The 14,056-nt window shown below is 66.5% G+C and carries 16 protein-coding genes and 2 other RNA genes; 7 read left to right on the plus strand and 11 right to left on the minus strand.

The window, feature by feature from the left end; genetic code table 11:
• Positions 1–10: 10 nt before the first annotated feature.
• The 3 genes from ABQY64_RS06995 to ABQY64_RS07005 form a co-directional block, all read right to left on the minus strand.
• A complete protein-coding gene (locus ABQY64_RS06995) occupies positions 11–604 on the minus strand; it encodes a mechanosensitive ion channel family protein (protein WP_039530084.1) in 594 nt (197 codons plus the stop codon).
• Positions 605–837: 233 nt separating this feature from the next.
• Positions 838–1,086 (minus strand): hypothetical protein, encoded by a 249-nt coding sequence (locus ABQY64_RS07000; RefSeq protein WP_039520183.1) that lies wholly within the window; start codon positions 1,084–1,086, stop codon positions 838–840.
• 123 nt (positions 1,087–1,209) lie between these two features.
• A non-coding RNA gene (locus tag ABQY64_RS07005) (sX9 sRNA) lies at positions 1,210–1,284 on the minus strand.
• 132 nt (positions 1,285–1,416) lie between these two features.
• On the opposite strand from ABQY64_RS07005, the gene ABQY64_RS07010 reads away from it, so the two are divergent.
• The 3 genes from ABQY64_RS07010 to ABQY64_RS07020 are packed head-to-tail and all read left to right on the plus strand — an operon-like array spanning position 1,417 to position 3,436.
• A complete protein-coding gene (locus tag ABQY64_RS07010; protein WP_039528372.1) occupies positions 1,417–2,004 on the plus strand; it encodes an RNA polymerase sigma factor in 588 nt (195 codons plus the stop codon).
• Positions 2,001–2,540, plus strand: coding sequence for a hypothetical protein (locus ABQY64_RS07015; protein ID WP_349779107.1), 540 nt, complete (start codon positions 2,001–2,003; stop codon positions 2,538–2,540). Before ABQY64_RS07010 ends, ABQY64_RS07015 begins: the two co-directional genes overlap by 4 nt.
• A gap of 11 nt (positions 2,541–2,551) precedes the next feature.
• Positions 2,552–3,436 carry a DUF4097 family beta strand repeat-containing protein gene (locus ABQY64_RS07020; protein WP_102254533.1) on the plus strand — a complete coding sequence of 295 codons (885 nt, stop codon included), beginning with the start codon at positions 2,552–2,554 and terminating at the stop codon, positions 3,434–3,436.
• Between the two features lie 83 nt (positions 3,437–3,519).
• On the opposite strand, the gene ABQY64_RS07025 is transcribed toward ABQY64_RS07020, so the two are convergent.
• From ABQY64_RS07025 to ABQY64_RS07040, 4 genes are all read right to left on the minus strand, one after another.
• Positions 3,520–3,705, minus strand: a complete 186-nt coding sequence (locus ABQY64_RS07025; protein ID WP_010366034.1) for a hypothetical protein — start codon at positions 3,703–3,705, stop codon at positions 3,520–3,522.
• Positions 3,706–3,894: 189 nt separating this feature from the next.
• Positions 3,895–5,271 (minus strand): Hsp70 family protein, encoded by a 1,377-nt coding sequence (locus ABQY64_RS07030; RefSeq protein ID WP_349779106.1) that lies wholly within the window; start codon positions 5,269–5,271, stop codon positions 3,895–3,897.
• 124 nt (positions 5,272–5,395) lie between these two features.
• Complete coding sequence (locus ABQY64_RS07035) at positions 5,396–5,869, minus strand: peptidylprolyl isomerase (RefSeq protein ID WP_349779105.1); 474 nt, start codon at positions 5,867–5,869, stop codon at positions 5,396–5,398.
• A 274-nt stretch (positions 5,870–6,143) separates the two neighbouring features.
• Positions 6,144–7,196 (minus strand): cation diffusion facilitator family transporter, encoded by a 1,053-nt coding sequence (locus tag ABQY64_RS07040; RefSeq protein ID WP_349779104.1) that lies wholly within the window; start codon positions 7,194–7,196, stop codon positions 6,144–6,146.
• 97 nt (positions 7,197–7,293) lie between these two features.
• Here ABQY64_RS07040 and ABQY64_RS07045 point away from each other — a divergent pair, with 97 nt between their 5' ends.
• Positions 7,294–7,629 carry a zinc ribbon domain-containing protein YjdM gene (locus ABQY64_RS07045; RefSeq protein WP_039520205.1) on the plus strand — a complete coding sequence of 112 codons (336 nt, stop codon included), beginning with the start codon at positions 7,294–7,296 and terminating at the stop codon, positions 7,627–7,629.
• 117 nt (positions 7,630–7,746) lie between these two features.
• On the opposite strand, the gene ABQY64_RS07050 is transcribed toward ABQY64_RS07045, so the two are convergent.
• The 4 genes from ABQY64_RS07050 to ABQY64_RS07065 form a co-directional block, all read right to left on the minus strand.
• On the minus strand, positions 7,747–8,535 hold the full coding sequence (locus ABQY64_RS07050) for a hypothetical protein (RefSeq protein WP_349779103.1): 789 nt from the start codon (positions 8,533–8,535) through the stop codon (positions 7,747–7,749).
• Positions 8,536–8,760: 225 nt separating this feature from the next.
• Positions 8,761–9,816 carry a L,D-transpeptidase gene (locus ABQY64_RS07055; protein ID WP_065049704.1) on the minus strand — a complete coding sequence of 352 codons (1,056 nt, stop codon included), beginning with the start codon at positions 9,814–9,816 and terminating at the stop codon, positions 8,761–8,763.
• 378 nt (positions 9,817–10,194) lie between these two features.
• Positions 10,195–10,270: non-coding RNA, sX9 sRNA (locus ABQY64_RS07060), on the minus strand.
• Between the two features lie 61 nt (positions 10,271–10,331).
• Complete coding sequence (locus ABQY64_RS07065; protein ID WP_024937997.1) at positions 10,332–11,426, minus strand: alkene reductase; 1,095 nt, start codon at positions 11,424–11,426, stop codon at positions 10,332–10,334.
• A 247-nt stretch (positions 11,427–11,673) separates the two neighbouring features.
• Between ABQY64_RS07065 and ABQY64_RS07070 the strand changes: the two genes are divergently transcribed.
• The 3 genes from ABQY64_RS07070 (at position 11,674) to ABQY64_RS07080 (ending at position 13,905) form a co-directional block, all read left to right on the plus strand.
• A complete protein-coding gene (locus ABQY64_RS07070; protein WP_349779102.1) occupies positions 11,674–12,882 on the plus strand; it encodes an MFS transporter in 1,209 nt (402 codons plus the stop codon).
• Between the two features lie 171 nt (positions 12,883–13,053).
• Positions 13,054–13,224, plus strand: coding sequence for a hypothetical protein (locus tag ABQY64_RS07075; protein WP_349779101.1), 171 nt, complete (start codon positions 13,054–13,056; stop codon positions 13,222–13,224).
• Positions 13,225–13,449: 225 nt separating this feature from the next.
• Positions 13,450–13,905: a PA2169 family four-helix-bundle protein gene (locus ABQY64_RS07080; RefSeq protein ID WP_024937995.1), complete on the plus strand. Its 456-nt coding sequence runs from the start codon at positions 13,450–13,452 to the stop codon at positions 13,903–13,905.
• Positions 13,906–14,056 lie beyond the last annotated feature (151 nt).

A 14,056-nucleotide genomic window follows, 5' to 3' on the forward strand; every position in this document is an offset into this window, starting at 1 on the left:
TCAGACGCCCTCAGTTGGCGTTGAAGTGGCTGGTCTCGCGCCAACGGCGCGTGGTGCGCTGGAAGAACAGGCTGTTGGGAACCTGCAGCACGCTGCCGGCGTGGTCGCCGGTTTCTTCCAGGGTCGTGTAAATCACGTTGATGTCGATCACCCGGCCCTTCAGGCCGGGCTTGTCGCCGCCTTCCAGCAGCTCGATGTGGTCGTGCAGGCGGAACGGGCGCGTGGTGATGATCAGGAAGGTGCAGAAGATATTGGACAGCACGCTCCATGCCGCGAAGAATGCCACGGCACCGACTGCCGCGAATCCGGTGAACGCGGTCCACAAGGTGCCGCTGGAGACGCCCAGCACATTCAATACCGTCAGCACCGCAGTGACGGAAATGACGAAGCTGCCCACGCGACGGATGCCGATCATCATTTCCGCCGGCAGGCTGTAGCGCGTACACAGGCGGCGCAGCACTTGCCGCAGCAGTAACCGAACCAGCGCGGCAACGGTGAGGATCAGCACGATCTGGACCGTCAGCACTGCCACGGTCAGCCACTGCGGATTCCAGTGCGGCAGCAGGCTACGGATCATGGTGGGCAAAGCGTCGGACGCGGACATCGGATCGTGCAGGTTCACAGAGACCGCCCATTGTAACGGGGGCGTCATTGCGCAGCCGGTGCGCGGGGTGAACGCGCGCTCAGCTGTGGCGGCAGCGAGCTTGATTCAAGGGTGCTGCGATGGATTGCGGCACCATAGCTATGCGTGGCCGGGGCGCTCGCTGCCATGCGCATTGATGGAGGCCAACACGGCGATACAGCAGCGACAGAACTCCACGATGACGCTGCAACCGGTTAACGCGTTGAACTGCGGCCATGCGCGGACAACGCGACAACGCGCCGCCACAGCTGCTCGGCGCGGCGCACCGGCAACCAGTGCGCTGGTGAGTTCAGCTCGACGCATGACAGCCGCGTCGACGGCAGGTGCAGCAGGCAGGCCTGCAGGCGCGCAGGCGTCAGCGTGAGCTGCACTGCATCCATCGGCAGCGGGGCCGAGCACTGGGTGGAGCACAGGCTCAGCAGTATTCCGAGAACATGCGGCATGGCGACGTCCGATCAGGGGGCCTGCGCCTGGAGCGGCCAACGGCCGTGCTCCCGGCAAACGATGCGGCGCAGGATTGCGCCATCGCAGGCTTGGATGCGGCGGCCGGCGAAAAGGTTTAGAGCGGCCCAAAAGGGAGCGAGCAGTCGTCAGGCGGATGCGGGCGGCACGCTCGGAACCGGGGTGTACGAGTGGTACATGCCGATTCCCAGCACCGGCCGCGCCCGCCGGGCCGCGGCGCAGTAGGTTTGTCGGCCGTTCCTGGAACCGTGCTCGAAAAAAAACCTGGGCGTGGTTTAAACCTTTGCGCTACCCGGCGCATCGAAGTGGATATGCTCGACACCTCCATGCCCATCGATGCCTCAGCTTGTGACGGTCCGGCCGGACGCGACGATGCGGCGCTGGCGCGTGCCGCCGCAGGCGGCGATCGCATCGCCTACGAGGCCATCTACCGCCGTCATGCGCCGCGCCTGTATGCGGTGGTGTGGCGGCTATGCGGCGGCAATGCGGCGCGTGCCGACGATGTGCTGCAGGAGACCTTCATTGCCGCATGGAAGGCCTTGCCGCAATTCCGCTTCCAGAGCGCGCTGGGCACCTGGCTGCATCGGCTGGCCGTCAATACGGCCCTGATGGAGCTGCGGGCGCGCTCGGTTGCGGGCGATCAGATGGTGGACGATGTCGATGGCGAGATCCTTGCTGCCATTCCAGGTGCCGCAGCCTGCCAGGCCACCCAGATGGATCTGGAGCGCGCGCTGGAGACGCTGCCGCCGCGCGCACGCGCAGTACTGGTGTTGCACGACATCGAAGGCTGGAAACATCAGGAAATTGCCGACGAACTGCAGATGGCGGTCGGCAGTTCCAAGGCGCAACTGCATCGCGCGCGCGGCCTGCTGCGCGTGCGGCTGGGAGATATCGCATGAACCACGATCCGCTTGATCCGCAGGCAACCGATGACGCTGCGTTGTCCGCGCGTCTGCGTGCGTTGCCGCAGCAACGTCAGCCACCGACGCAGCTCTGGGAGCGCATCGCGCCCGCACTGACGCCGCACACCAACGTGGTTGCCCTGCAGCCGCGCCGCCAGCGTGCCTGGGCCTGGCCCGCGTTCGGTGTGGCGCTTGCTGCGGCGCTTGCGGTGGTGGCGATCGTGCCAGGGCTCGATCGCTCGACGCAGGCGCCAGCGCCAGCGTCGGCGTCGGCGCGCCCTGGCCTGGTGGCGCAGGCACAGGCAATGGCCGGGCAATACCAGCAGGCCATCGACGCAGTGCCGGTGCAGCAGGTGCCGGCCGATCTGCGCCCGGCGCTGGCCGAGCTGGACCAGAGTGCACAGGCCATCCACCACGCCATCGCGCAGAGTCCGCGCTCTGCATTCCTGTTGTCGCAGCTGCAACGCACCTATGCCAAGCGCCTGCAACTGACCCGTCTCGCCTCGCAGGGCGAGACGTCCTTTCCAAGCTGAGGAGCATGCCCATGCGTTACGCCCATCTATCCGTGTTGTTGCTGATTGCGTTTTGCGCACTGCCGGCGGCAGCGCAGACCACCGTGAAGCAGAGTCATCCACTAACGCGCGGCGGGCGCGTGGAACTGGACAACATCGCCGGGCAGATCCGCGTACGCGGCTGGGACCGCGACGACGTGGCGCTGACCGGCACCCTGGGCGAAGGGCAGCGCCTGGAGGTGGATGAAAGCCCGGACCGGCTGCAGTTCGAGGTGATCTACCCGCGTAACAACCGCAACAGCAGGGGTGCCCAACTGGAGCTGCGGGTTCCACGCGCGGCGCTGCTGGAGGTGGAGGCGGTGAGTGCCTCGGTGGACGTCGATCAGGTCGATCTGGCGCGGTTGCAGCTCAAGTCGGTCAGCGGCAACGTGGTCGCAGCCGGACGCGCCAGGGAAGCGCAACTGGAAACCGTCAGCGGCGCGCTGCGCAGCACGGTGGCCAGCGCACGGCTGAGCCTGGGCACGGTCAGCGGGCAGATCGATGCGCCGGCCGGCGCCAGCGGCGTAGTGTCGGTCGAGTCCGTTTCCGGCCAGATCCGGGTCGGCGCGGGGCAGGTATCGCAGCTGCGCGCCGAGAGTGTGTCCGGCGCAACGGCGCTGACGGTGGCCGGTCTGGCGCCGGGCGGCAGCATCGCTGCAGAGAGCGTCAGTGGCACCATCAGCCTGGGCGTGCCGCGCAACGTGTCGGCAGCGCTGCAGGTGGAGGTGTTCAGCGGCGACATCCGCTCGGTGGCCGGGCAGGTGGAGCGGCCGGAGTACGGCCCGGGCAAGAGCCTGAGAACTCGACTGGGAGCCGGCAATGGCGACATCAAACTCGAGTCACATTCCGGCTCGGTGCGCATCGATTACGGCAACTGAGCGGCTGCGCCAACTGTGGCCTGAAACGAACGTGCCACCTTGCGGTGGCACGTCGGTACAACGCTTCGGTTTGCGGGCGACGCTTAGGCGATCTTGTCGCCATCGTTACGCGCAGGGCCGAAGTTGGTGGTGAGCACTTCGATCCGGCCGCCGGTCTTGCGGAACGCGGCGATGTCGGCAGCGATACGCTCACGACTGAGCGGCTGCGACTTGCCTTCGCTGCGAGCGATGCTGGGCTGGGATTTCTGCTTGGTCGCGGGACGTGCCATGTGGCCTCCTGTAGCGGGGAAGTGCGATGACACCGCGTGCGGCTAGGGTGGCGCGCGCGGAAGCGGTGTCGAGAGGTGCGGTCGCGTTCGGTGCGCAATCGCGGCGGCACGGCAAGCGTGCCTTGCTGACAAGCCGGCTAAGCGGTATGCAGCAACCGTGCATTGTAACGGATAGGCGCCCGCGTTGCCTTAACCGTCCGACAGACGGGCCTGGCGTGCCGCCGCCCAGGCCAGGCCCTGCACCACGCCGAAGGACGGATCGCCCTGCACCAGGCGCGATTCCGGGAACGCGGCTGCCACCGTGTCGCGGATATAGCCAGCACGCGACATGCCGCCGGTCAGGAACAGCGTGGCAGGCGGCGCATCCAGGTCGGCGCGGACCTGCGCAAGCAAGCCTTCCAGTTCGCCCAGGTAGCTGGAAGCGGACGCAACCAGCGCGCTGGCCTGCACCTCCACCTCCAGCCCGCGTTCGATGAAGTCCAGCCCGGCCTGGTGCTGGTCGCGCTCGCTGAGCGCGATCTTGCAGGCTTCCACGCCGCGGTACAGGCGCGCGGTGTTGCCGGTGTCCTGCAGCGCCTGCAGGCGCTTGTCGAACGGGGCAGGGACGTCCTGGTACTTGTGCAGGCGGAATTCGCGCTGGCGGGTCATGTCCTGCACCATCGCCGCCTCCACGTAATGGTGGGTGGGCACGCGGGTGATGCCGCGGCCGAACAGCGGCATGTAGGCGGCCAGACTCAGCGCCAGATCGATATCGGTACCGCCGCGCGCGATGCCCCAGGCGCGGTGCACCTGCGGCGCGGCGCTGCCGCCGACGCTGGCATGGGCGATGTCGGTGGTGCCGCCGCCGATGTCCACCACAACGGTGTCGTGACGGCTGTCGTGGCTAACGTGGTAATGCATCGCGGCCGCTGCGGGTTCTTCGAGGAAATCCACGCTGTCGAAGCCGGCCGCGATGGCAGCGGTCTGCAGAATGTCCAGCGCCTGCGCATTGCCGGCCTCGCCGATGGAACTGCGGAACTGCACCGGGCGGCCCAGCGTGGCGCTGCGGATATTGATGTCGAACTGGCGCGAGGCGGTGAGCCGGATGTGTTCCAGCACGTGCGTGGCGATGCCGGTGATGGTCTGGCGCGCACGCGGATGCAGGTTGTAGCCCAGCATCGATTTGGGGCTCTGCACCAGGCTGCCTTCGCCTTCCAGGAAATACGCATCCAGCGCGTCGTCGCCGTAGACCGCGTTCTGCAGCAGGGCGGCGGAGCTGCGCGGCTCGCGCACCTGCTCTTCCATCCACTGGCGGCGCACGATGCGGATCGCATCGCGGCGCAGGCTGTCGGTGCTGGACGTGCGGCCAGCCGCGGCAGCGTCGCGACGGCCGGAGTCGATCAGCCGTTCGACCTCGTATTCCAGCGCCGGAGTCAGGCTGAAATCGTCCGGGTCGCGCATGGTCTCGGGGAAATACACCGTGGTGCGGAACTGCAAGGCCTCGCCGAAGCGCACCGGGACCACCTGGCCATCGACGATCGCCGCGGCGGCGGAGTTGCTGGTACCGAAGTCGATGCCGAGTTTCATGCAAGCGGGCCTGTGAGCGGGCCGCGCACTTTACTACTTCTGCTGCCGGCGACGCCCGTCGCACTGCGTTTGGACGTCGCAGCAGCCGAACTGCCGCATGCCAGCAGGCACGCGGCACACCCGATCAGGCCGCGACGCTGGCGACCTGGCCTTCGTTCAGTTCTTCGGTGGTGGCTTCGCGCACCTCGATGACTTCGACCGCGAAATGCAGGGTCTGCCCGGCCAGCGGATGGTTGCCGTCGACGGTGACCTGCTCCGGGCCCACCTCGGTGACGGTGACCAGCACCGGGCCCTGCTGGGTGCGCGCCTCGAACTGCACACCCGGCACGACCTCGACATCGGTCGGGAATGCCTCAAGCGGTACCTGCTGGATCAACTGCTCATGGCGCGGGCCATAGCCCTGTTCGGGCACGACATCGGCAGTGAGTGTCTCGCCGACGCGCTTGCCGTCCAGCGCCTGTTCCAGGCCGGGCACGATGTTGCCGGCGCCGTGCAGGTAGCTCAATGGCGCGTCCGGCGTCGAACGGTCCAGGACCTGGCCGCCGTCGTCGGAAAGGGTGTAATGAATGGTCGCAACGCGACCCTGGCTGATTTCCATCGGAAACCTCCATGACTTGTGATCGAGTGGGATGCGTCGGCTGACTCACGACGCCAAGAGGTGGTGCCTGCCTACCGTAGGCAATCGACCCGGATGATGCAACCGCAGCCGGGGCTGCGGTTAGGGCGAGGATCAGCTTGGTGGTGACGATGTCACCTCTGCGATTCAACTGCTTCCTGCGCGATGCGTCGTGCTTGAAGGTGAGCCGGCCGACGCGCGTCACCTGCGGTGTTTGGCCGCGTGGCGATGCACGCATTCCACGCCCTGCCGTGCGCTAATCCTTCTCTGCGTCACGTTCGATCTGGGCGCGGCGTGCGTGCCAGGTTTCCGGCGTCTGCGGCTTGATGAACAGCGCGGTGAGCTCGGGGTGCTGACGCTTGGCGGCCGCTTCGATGCGCCCGACGCAGGCTTCGATCTGTGGCGTGGTGCGGCTGTCTTCGAACTCGGCGCTCAACGCAGCAACCACCTGGTTCGGGCCCATCTGCATGGTCAATACGCCGTTGGCGGCACGCACATCCGGATCGCTGGCGGCAATGCGCAGCAGCGATTCGGTAACGTGCGCATGCGCGGGTTCGCCGATCAGCAGGCCCTTGGTTTCGCGCGCCAACAGGAATGCGGTAAAAGCCAGCACGCAAGCGATGCCGATCGAGGCGATGCCATCGAGTTCGGGCATGTCCAGCAGCTGCGCGCCGGCCAGGCCAAGCACCGCCATGAACAGGCCGATCAAGGCGGCGCTGTCTTCGAGCAGCACGGTGAACGTGCTGGGATCCTTGCTCTGCCGGAATGCCTGGAAATACCCCATGCGGCCTTTCTTGGCGCGGAATTCGCGCAGCGCCACCACCCAGGAAATGCCTTCGAACACGATCGACACGCCGAGCACGATGTAGGCGAGCAGATGGCTCTTGGCCGGCTCGGGATTGCGCAGATGCACGATGCCCTCGTACAGCGACACGCCTGCGCCCATCGCGAAGACCAATAGCGCGACGATGAAACTCCAGAAGTACAGCTCACGCCCGTAGCCGAACGGATGGGTCGGCGAGGGGGCCTGCGCGGCGCGGCGCAGGCCGTACAGCAGCAACACTTCGTTGACGGTGTCCACCAGCGAGTGCACGCCTTCGCTGAGCATCGCCGAGCTGCCCGAGATGCCTGCGGCGATGAATTTTGCGATCGCGATGGCAAGGTTGCCGGCCAGCGCGACATAGACGACCAGATGCGAGCCGGTTTTCTTTGCCGCGCCCGGTTCGCCAGCCGCAGGCGCGGTGGATCCTGGCGCAGCGCCGGGGGCTTGGGGAAGCGATGGGTTGGGCACGTGCGACCTGCAGGGCATTCGACAAGCGCTGCACTATCGCGCCGGCGCCGTGCCGGAGACGTGATCGGGCGGCCGGGGCGCTACAATCCACGCCCGTTTTGAACCTAGGAATCGCATGTCTTCCGTTCCCGCCTGCCCGCAATGTGGCCTGGACAATACCTATGCCGATGGCGCGTTGCTGATTTGCGCAGACTGCGGCTTCGAATGGAGCGCGGGCGAGTCCGCCGCGACTGCGACGGTGGTGCGCGACAGCAACGGCAACCTGCTGCAGGCCGGCGACACGGTGACCGTGATCAAGGACCTGAAGGTCAAGGGCTCGTCGATTCCGCTCAAGCAGGGCACGCTGATCCGCAACATCCGCTTGGTCGAGGACGATGCCGAGCACATCGAAGGCAATTCGGAAAAGATCAAGGGCCTGGTGCTGAAGACCTGTTTCCTGCGCAAGGCCTGAGGCTGTCGCGGAGCCAGCAGCACAGCCTGCAGCGTGTGTAGGAGCGCGCTTGCGCGCGATGAAGCGGTATCGAGACCGCCTCATCGCGCGTAAGCGCGCTCCTGCGTTGCGGGTCGCTCAATCGCGCGGATACACCGCCGCCACCGTGCAACTCTGGCGCATCCGCGCGGCCAGGCCGCCACGCGTGGTGCTCAGATCGCCCTGCTGGCCGGATCCGGCAGCCGCGCCGGCAAGCGCCATTTCGTCGAGCACATCGACCTTGTCGCCGGGATTGCCGCAGATCGCATTCAGGCCCATGCCGGAGACGAAGCGGATCGGCGGCGCGCCGCTGAGTTCGCGGCAGCTGTCCATCAGTTCGACACGGTAGTGGCGATGCGTGCCGGGGTGACGTGGCGAGACTTCCACCACCAGGCCCTGGCCGTCTTCCGACCACGAACGCAGCATGCTGGGATTGAAGCAGTAGCTGGATGAGCCGGCGAAATTACGCCGGCGCGCTTCGCGCACGCTGACGCCGTCCAGGGTCGGAATGCCGCTGTCGCGTTGTCGTGCCGCACTGGCGTATTCGCGCGCACTCAGTGTGGCGATCTGGCTGACCGCGCAGTGCTGCTGGCCCGAGCTCACGTATGCCGGCGCACCGTTGCAGACCCAGCCGTGCGCCGCCAGCAGGCTCGCATCCGCTTGTGCGGCCAGTAGCGGGCAGTCCTGCGCCAGGCTGATGCGGAACAGCCGCCCGCCCTGTTCGGCCACTGCCAGCGTGCGCGGATCGGCTTGATGCAGCTCCGTCACCTTGCGCGCATCCAGGCATTCGGCGTTTGGTGCGGCAGGGCGCAGCGACTCGGCTGCTGCGGTGGATGACGCGTAACCGACTAGCGTGCTGCCGAGCAGAACCACAGTGAGTAAACGCATCACGCACATCCTTGGCAATGAGGGATGTCCGCATCATCTGCCAAGCAGGTCGCGCTGACAATCGCAGCAACGCGCGTCGGGTCGCGCGCTCTACAACGGCGGGCGCCAGCGCTCGGCACCGCCAGCGCATACCAGTGCATGCCGATCCCGGGCTGCACGCATGCGCGCGCGCGCTTACGCGCAGCTTGCAACTCGCCGCAGCGATAACGCGGCGCAGTTCGTTGCTCAGGGTGCTTCGGGCGGATCCGAATCCAGCACCTGCAGCTTGCCGCCGGTGGTTTCGGGAAGGATGCGTTGGTCGGTGGCCACCAGCACCACACCAGGCGTCAGCAGCGGCAGCAGGCCGGCCAGGAATGCCGGCGGCACCTGCAGCCGCGCGATGGTGTCGGCATCCAGGGCCTGTCCTGCCGCAGCACTGCTGCCGGGGATGCCGATGCGCATCCAGTTGGGCATGCGTTGACCAGGCAAGCCGGGCACTTCGCCAGGCAGGAAGCCCTGGCCGACGATGAACGCCTGCGTGCCCAGCGGCGCGGCGCCGGTCTGCGCGCGCAATGCCACTTGCGCGCGTCCGATTTCCACGCCGTTGCGATACACCACCAGTTGCTGATCGCTGCTGCTGACCAGCATCGAGATGGGGCCGGTGGGTGCCAGCTCCGGCTGCCACGCAAAGCTCTGGCCGTTGGGCAGCGGCAGCAATGCCCGCTGCGCACCAGTGGCCGGGTCGATCGGGCTGAGCGCACGGGGATGCACCACCGCGTCCGCATCCACACCGGCCTGCGCGACCACCACCACCATGCCCATGTTGGAATTGTCGAACAGCAGCCGCGCGAATTCCGACGGCAGATGCACGCAGCCATGCGATTCCGGATAACCGGGCAGGCCGCCAGCGTGCAGGGCCACGCCGTCCCAGGTCAGGCGCTGCTGATACGGCATGGGCGCGGCGTTGTAGAGGTTGGAGCGGTGGTCCTTGTCCTTCTGCAGGATGGTGAACACACCGGTCGGTGTCTCGTGCCCGGGCTTGCCGGAGCTGATGGTGGAAACGCCGATCAGGATGCCGTTGCGATACGCATACGCGCGTTGCTCGGTGAGGCTGACAATCACCGCCATCGGCCCCCAGCCCTTGCTGACGCCGCCCCAGATCCATTCGCCCGGCTTGAGGTCGGCCGGCGCCGTTTCGGCAGGGCTGGACTGGCGCGCGCCCCAGAACGGCACCGCAAGCGCTGGCCCGCAGACCAGCAGCGTGCAAAAAACAATGGCAGTGAGCAGGGGCCGCATCGGCATTCCAGAGAGCAGGGTTGGCACGATCCTAGCGGGGCCGGGTGTACGCGTCATGTGGTTGCTACCGGGATGGCTACGTTGCGAAGGCATCCGCGTTGCGAGCGGCGTGCTGTGTACGCGTTTGCGTATTCGCCGAGCCTGGGGCGAACACACGCACAAGCGCCTGGCCTTGCGCGCCGGTTCAACGATTGAGTTGGCAGATGCACGATGGCCGCCGCCTAGCGCTAGACGATCGGGCAAGGGATGCGTATCGCGCTTGCACGAGACGCCGGGCCGGCGACGTGCTTAGGTCCAACGTGCGCGTGCGGACCGGTCGATCCGACGCGGCAGCTGCGCTCGCTTGATGCCGTGCGCAGCCGCTGTGTCGGCGAGACTTGGAGCGACCGACAAAACAGAGCGAGCAGTCCTCAGGTGGGTGCGGACGGCGCGCAGGAACCGGAATGTACGCGTGGTACATCCCGATTCCGGGCATCGGCCGCGCCTGCCTGGCGGTGAGCGTAGGCGTTTTGCAGCTGCGTTCAGTTCGGCAGGGCGGGGTAGTCGGTGTAGCCCTTGGCACCACCGCCGTACAGGGTGGCCTGGTCGAGCTCGGCCAACGGGGCGTTCTCGTGCAGGCGACGCACCAGATCCGGGTTGGCGATGAACGGCCGGCCGAAGGCGATCGCATCGGCGTAACCGCTGTTGATGGCGTGGTCGGACAGCGCCTTGTCGTAGCTGTTGTTGGCGATCCAGGCGCCGTCGAACTTTGCGCGCAGCGCGGCATAGTCGAAGGCGACGTTGTCGCGCGCACCGCCGGTTGCGCCTTCGATCACGTGCACGAAGGCCAGCCCGCCGATCAGGTTGAGACGCTCCACCGCACGTTCGAACAGCGGCTGCGGATCGGAGTCGTGCATGCCGTATACCGGTGTGACCGGCGACAGCCGCACACCGGTGCGCTCGGCGCCGATCTCGTCGGCGATCGCCTGCACCACCTCGGTCAGCAGGCGGGTGCGGTTTTCGATGTCGCCGCCGTACGCGTCGGTGCGCTGGTTGGAGCCGTCACGCAGGAACTGGTCGAGCAGGTAGCCGTTGGCCGCATGCACTTCCACGCCGTCGAAGCCGGCATCGATGGCGTTGCGTGCGGCGATGCGGTAGTCCTCGATCAGGGCGGGGATTTCGTCCAGCGCCAGCGCGCGCGGCTCGGAGACATCCTGGAAGCCGTCCTTGGTGTAGGTCTTGCCTTCGGCGCGGATGGCGCTGGGCGCGACCGGCGATTCGCCCGGCGGCAGCACGCTGGTGTGCGAGACGCGGCCCACATGCCACAGCTGCAGCACGATCTTGCCGCCACGGCGATGCACTTCATCGGTGACCGCACGCCAGCCCTGGACCTGCTCGGCGGTGTGGATGCCGGGCGTATCCAGGTAGCCCTGACCCAGCGGGCTGATCTGCGTGCCCTCGGCCACGATCAGGCCGGCACTGGCGCGTTGGCCGTAGTACTCGGCGGCGAGCGGCGAGGGCACCTGCCCGGCGGCGGCGCGATTGCGCGTCAGCGGCGCCATGATCACGCGGTTGGCAAGGTCCAGCGCGCCCAGGCGCACGGGGGAGAACAACGGGGATTCGGTGGATTTGGACATCAGCAACCAATTGGGTGTGGATCACGCGCCAGGCGCGACACCGCGCCGATCGCGAGTGCCCCCTAGCGATGGTGGCGGAGCAAAGCGGATTCGAGCGATAGCGATAGGACACAGCGTCTCCTGGCGCGCCGAAAGCGGCCAGACTGTGACGTGCCGGGGCCCTGGCGCTGAATCGCAGCAGGCGCCGTGCTTTCGTCGGTTGCTGCGTTGCACAATAATAAGCCGCCCCGTCATTCTGGAGTCGGGCATGTCCGATACCGATCTTCCAACGCCGCGCGTGTCACGGCGCGACTACGTGCTGATCCTGTTTGCGTTGGCGATGGGCGGCTTTGCGATCGGCATCAGCGAATTTTCCACCATGGGCCTGATGACCCAGATTGCTCAGGGCCTGCAGATCAGCGAGCCGCAGGTTGGCCACGTGATCAGCGCCTACGCGTTGGGCGTGGTGGTCGGTGCGCCGTTGCTGGCGATTATTGGCGCGCGCTGGCCGCGGCGCACCTTGTTGCTGCTGCTGATGGTGTTCTACGCGCTGGGCAATCTCGCCAGCGCACTGGCGCCGAGCTATCACACGATGTTGCTGTGCCGTTTCATCGCTGGTTTGCCGCATGGCGCGTACTTCGGCGTTGCTTCACTGGTGGCCGCGTCGATCAGCCCGCCCAACCAACGCGCCACTGCGGTGGGCCGGGTGTTGCTGGGCCTGAGCATCGCCTTGCTGGTCGGCAATCCATTGGCGACCTGGCTGGGCCAGATCGTGAGCTGGCGATGGGCCTATGCGGCGGTGTCGGTGCTTGCGCTGTGCACGGTTGCGGCAGTGGCGGCGCGCCTGCCGCCTGCGCCGGACGAGCCGCGGCAACAGCCGTTGCGTGAGCTGCGCGCATTCAATCAGCCGCAGGTATGGCTGGCCCTGGCGATCGGCGCGGTGGGTTTTTCCGGCATGTTCTGCGTCTTCAGTTATCTGGCGCCCACCCTGACCGCGGTGACCGGCGTGGAGCCGGCGCGGATCCCGCTGGCGATGGTGGCGTTCGGGGTCGGCGGCGTGCTCGGCAGCATCCTGGGCGGCTGGCTGTTCGACCGCATGCAGTTCCGCGCGGTGCCGGTATTGCTGGTGTGGTCGGTGTTGGTGATGCTGACCTTTCCGTTGGCTGCGCAGTCGGGCCTGTGGGTGTTTGTGTCCATCGTGGCGGTCGGCACCATGGGCGCACTGGCACCTGCACTGCAGACGCGTCTGATGGATGTGGCCGCAGAGGCGCAGACCCTGGCAGCGGCATCCAACCATGCCGCGTTCAATACCGCCAATGCGCTGGGCCCGTGGCTGGGCGGTATGGCGATCACGGCCGGGTGGGGATGGACCTCGACCGGCTACGTGGGCGCGGCCACTGCGCTGGGCGGCTTGCTGGTGTATGCGCTGGCGGTCTGGCAGGAGCGCCGCCAGCGCGCGTCGTTGGCGAGCTACTGAGGCGCTGCCGGCCTCGACTGCCTGCTGCAGTTAGAGTGATGAGTGGCAGAGCTGGCAGATGGCGTGCTGGTTGCGACGTTGGTCCGTACCGGACGCAAGGCCATATCCACGGCCAACTCACGAGCGCACGTCGAGACTGCATGCTCCACTGCAAGCGGACCGTACAGCGCCATGACCGAACACACGCCACCGCCCTGGAAGCGCGGCAAGCCCAAGGGTAAATCCGCCTCCACGCCGCTGACCGCAAGCCAAAAAGCCGCTGCCAAGCAGCGCGCCGAGGAGGCCGGTCGTCCCTATCCCAACCTGGTCGACAATATGTGTGCGAGCCGGCAGCCAAAGTAGGTTTGACCTGCTCTTGGCATCGATGAATCGCCATTCATTGCCTGCATGATCGCGTGAGGACAATCACCACATCACTCACATGTCGATTATGTGTGTCCCGCCAAGCTAAGGCCGTACACAACGCCAAGGCATGCAATCAGCACATCGATTGCCTCATCCCCGAAAGCCAGCGCAAACGCATCCACAACTTGCGAAGCGCTGGCCCATCGCAACCAGGAGCGACACATGAGCATTCAGAGCAAGACCGAGCATAGCCTCAACGACCTCATCGCCATTTCCCGCGACGGCAAGGACTTCTACGAAGAAGCGGCCGCCAAGGTGGGTGATGCGGAGCTTGCAACGCTGTTCCGCCGCATCGCCGGCGTGAAGTCCGACATTGTCAGCAATCTTAGCAGTGTGGTTGCATCGGTCGGTGGCAAGCCGGAAACCAGCGGCACCATGGTCGGCAGCATGCAGCAGTTCTACGGCAAGGTGCGCGCCACGTTGGGCGATACCAAGTACGGCTACGTTGCGGAGCTGGAAGAGTCTGAAGACCGTCTGCTGAAGGCATTCGACGAAACCATCGCCGACCAGGACACCCCGGCCGCCGCACGCGATGCCGCACTTCGTCTGCTGCCGGAAGTGCGCGCATGTCACGACGTGATGCGTAACCGCAAGCATGCGATGAAGAATGCCGCATAAGCTGCATGCGTGACCCAGGCGCATCCAGGTGATGCAGCTTGCGGAGTGAACCGATAAAGGCGGAAACGGGCAGCGCAAGCTGCCCGTTTCTTTTTGTGTCGCAGATGGCCAGTGCTGCGCGGTTGTTGTTCCACGCACTGCATGCGTTCCA

Source organism: Xanthomonas sp. WHRI 7065 (genome assembly GCF_040203115.2).
In the GTDB taxonomy this organism is placed as follows: Bacteria; Pseudomonadota; Gammaproteobacteria; order Xanthomonadales; family Xanthomonadaceae; genus Xanthomonas; species Xanthomonas arboricola.

Excerpts from the sequence above, each read along its gene's own strand:
- ABQY64_RS06995 (WP_039530084.1), bottom strand. The coding sequence starts at position 604 with ATGTCCGCGTCCGACGCTTTGCCCACCATGATCCGTAGCCTGCTGCCG.
- ABQY64_RS07000 (WP_039520183.1), bottom strand. The coding sequence starts at position 1,086 with ATGCCGCATGTTCTCGGAATACTGCTGAGCCTGTGCTCCACCCAGTGC.
- ABQY64_RS07010 (WP_039528372.1), top strand. The coding sequence starts at position 1,417 with ATGCTCGACACCTCCATGCCCATCGATGCCTCAGCTTGTGACGGTCCG.
- ABQY64_RS07015 (WP_349779107.1), top strand. The coding sequence starts at position 2,001 with ATGAACCACGATCCGCTTGATCCGCAGGCAACCGATGACGCTGCGTTG.
- ABQY64_RS07020 (WP_102254533.1), top strand. The coding sequence starts at position 2,552 with ATGCGTTACGCCCATCTATCCGTGTTGTTGCTGATTGCGTTTTGCGCA.
- ABQY64_RS07025 (WP_010366034.1), bottom strand. The coding sequence starts at position 3,705 with ATGGCACGTCCCGCGACCAAGCAGAAATCCCAGCCCAGCATCGCTCGC.
- ABQY64_RS07030 (WP_349779106.1), bottom strand. The coding sequence starts at position 5,271 with ATGAAACTCGGCATCGACTTCGGTACCAGCAACTCCGCCGCCGCGGCG.
- ABQY64_RS07035 (WP_349779105.1), bottom strand. The coding sequence starts at position 5,869 with ATGGAAATCAGCCAGGGTCGCGTTGCGACCATTCATTACACCCTTTCC.
- ABQY64_RS07040 (WP_349779104.1), bottom strand. The coding sequence starts at position 7,196 with ATGCCCTGCAGGTCGCACGTGCCCAACCCATCGCTTCCCCAAGCCCCC.
- ABQY64_RS07045 (WP_039520205.1), top strand. The coding sequence starts at position 7,294 with ATGTCTTCCGTTCCCGCCTGCCCGCAATGTGGCCTGGACAATACCTAT.
- ABQY64_RS07050 (WP_349779103.1), bottom strand. The coding sequence starts at position 8,535 with ATGCGTTTACTCACTGTGGTTCTGCTCGGCAGCACGCTAGTCGGTTAC.
- ABQY64_RS07055 (WP_065049704.1), bottom strand. The coding sequence starts at position 9,816 with ATGCCGATGCGGCCCCTGCTCACTGCCATTGTTTTTTGCACGCTGCTG.
- ABQY64_RS07065 (WP_024937997.1), bottom strand. The coding sequence starts at position 11,426 with ATGTCCAAATCCACCGAATCCCCGTTGTTCTCCCCCGTGCGCCTGGGC.
- ABQY64_RS07070 (WP_349779102.1), top strand. The coding sequence starts at position 11,674 with ATGTCCGATACCGATCTTCCAACGCCGCGCGTGTCACGGCGCGACTAC.
- ABQY64_RS07075 (WP_349779101.1), top strand. The coding sequence starts at position 13,054 with ATGACCGAACACACGCCACCGCCCTGGAAGCGCGGCAAGCCCAAGGGT.
- ABQY64_RS07080 (WP_024937995.1), top strand. The coding sequence starts at position 13,450 with ATGAGCATTCAGAGCAAGACCGAGCATAGCCTCAACGACCTCATCGCC.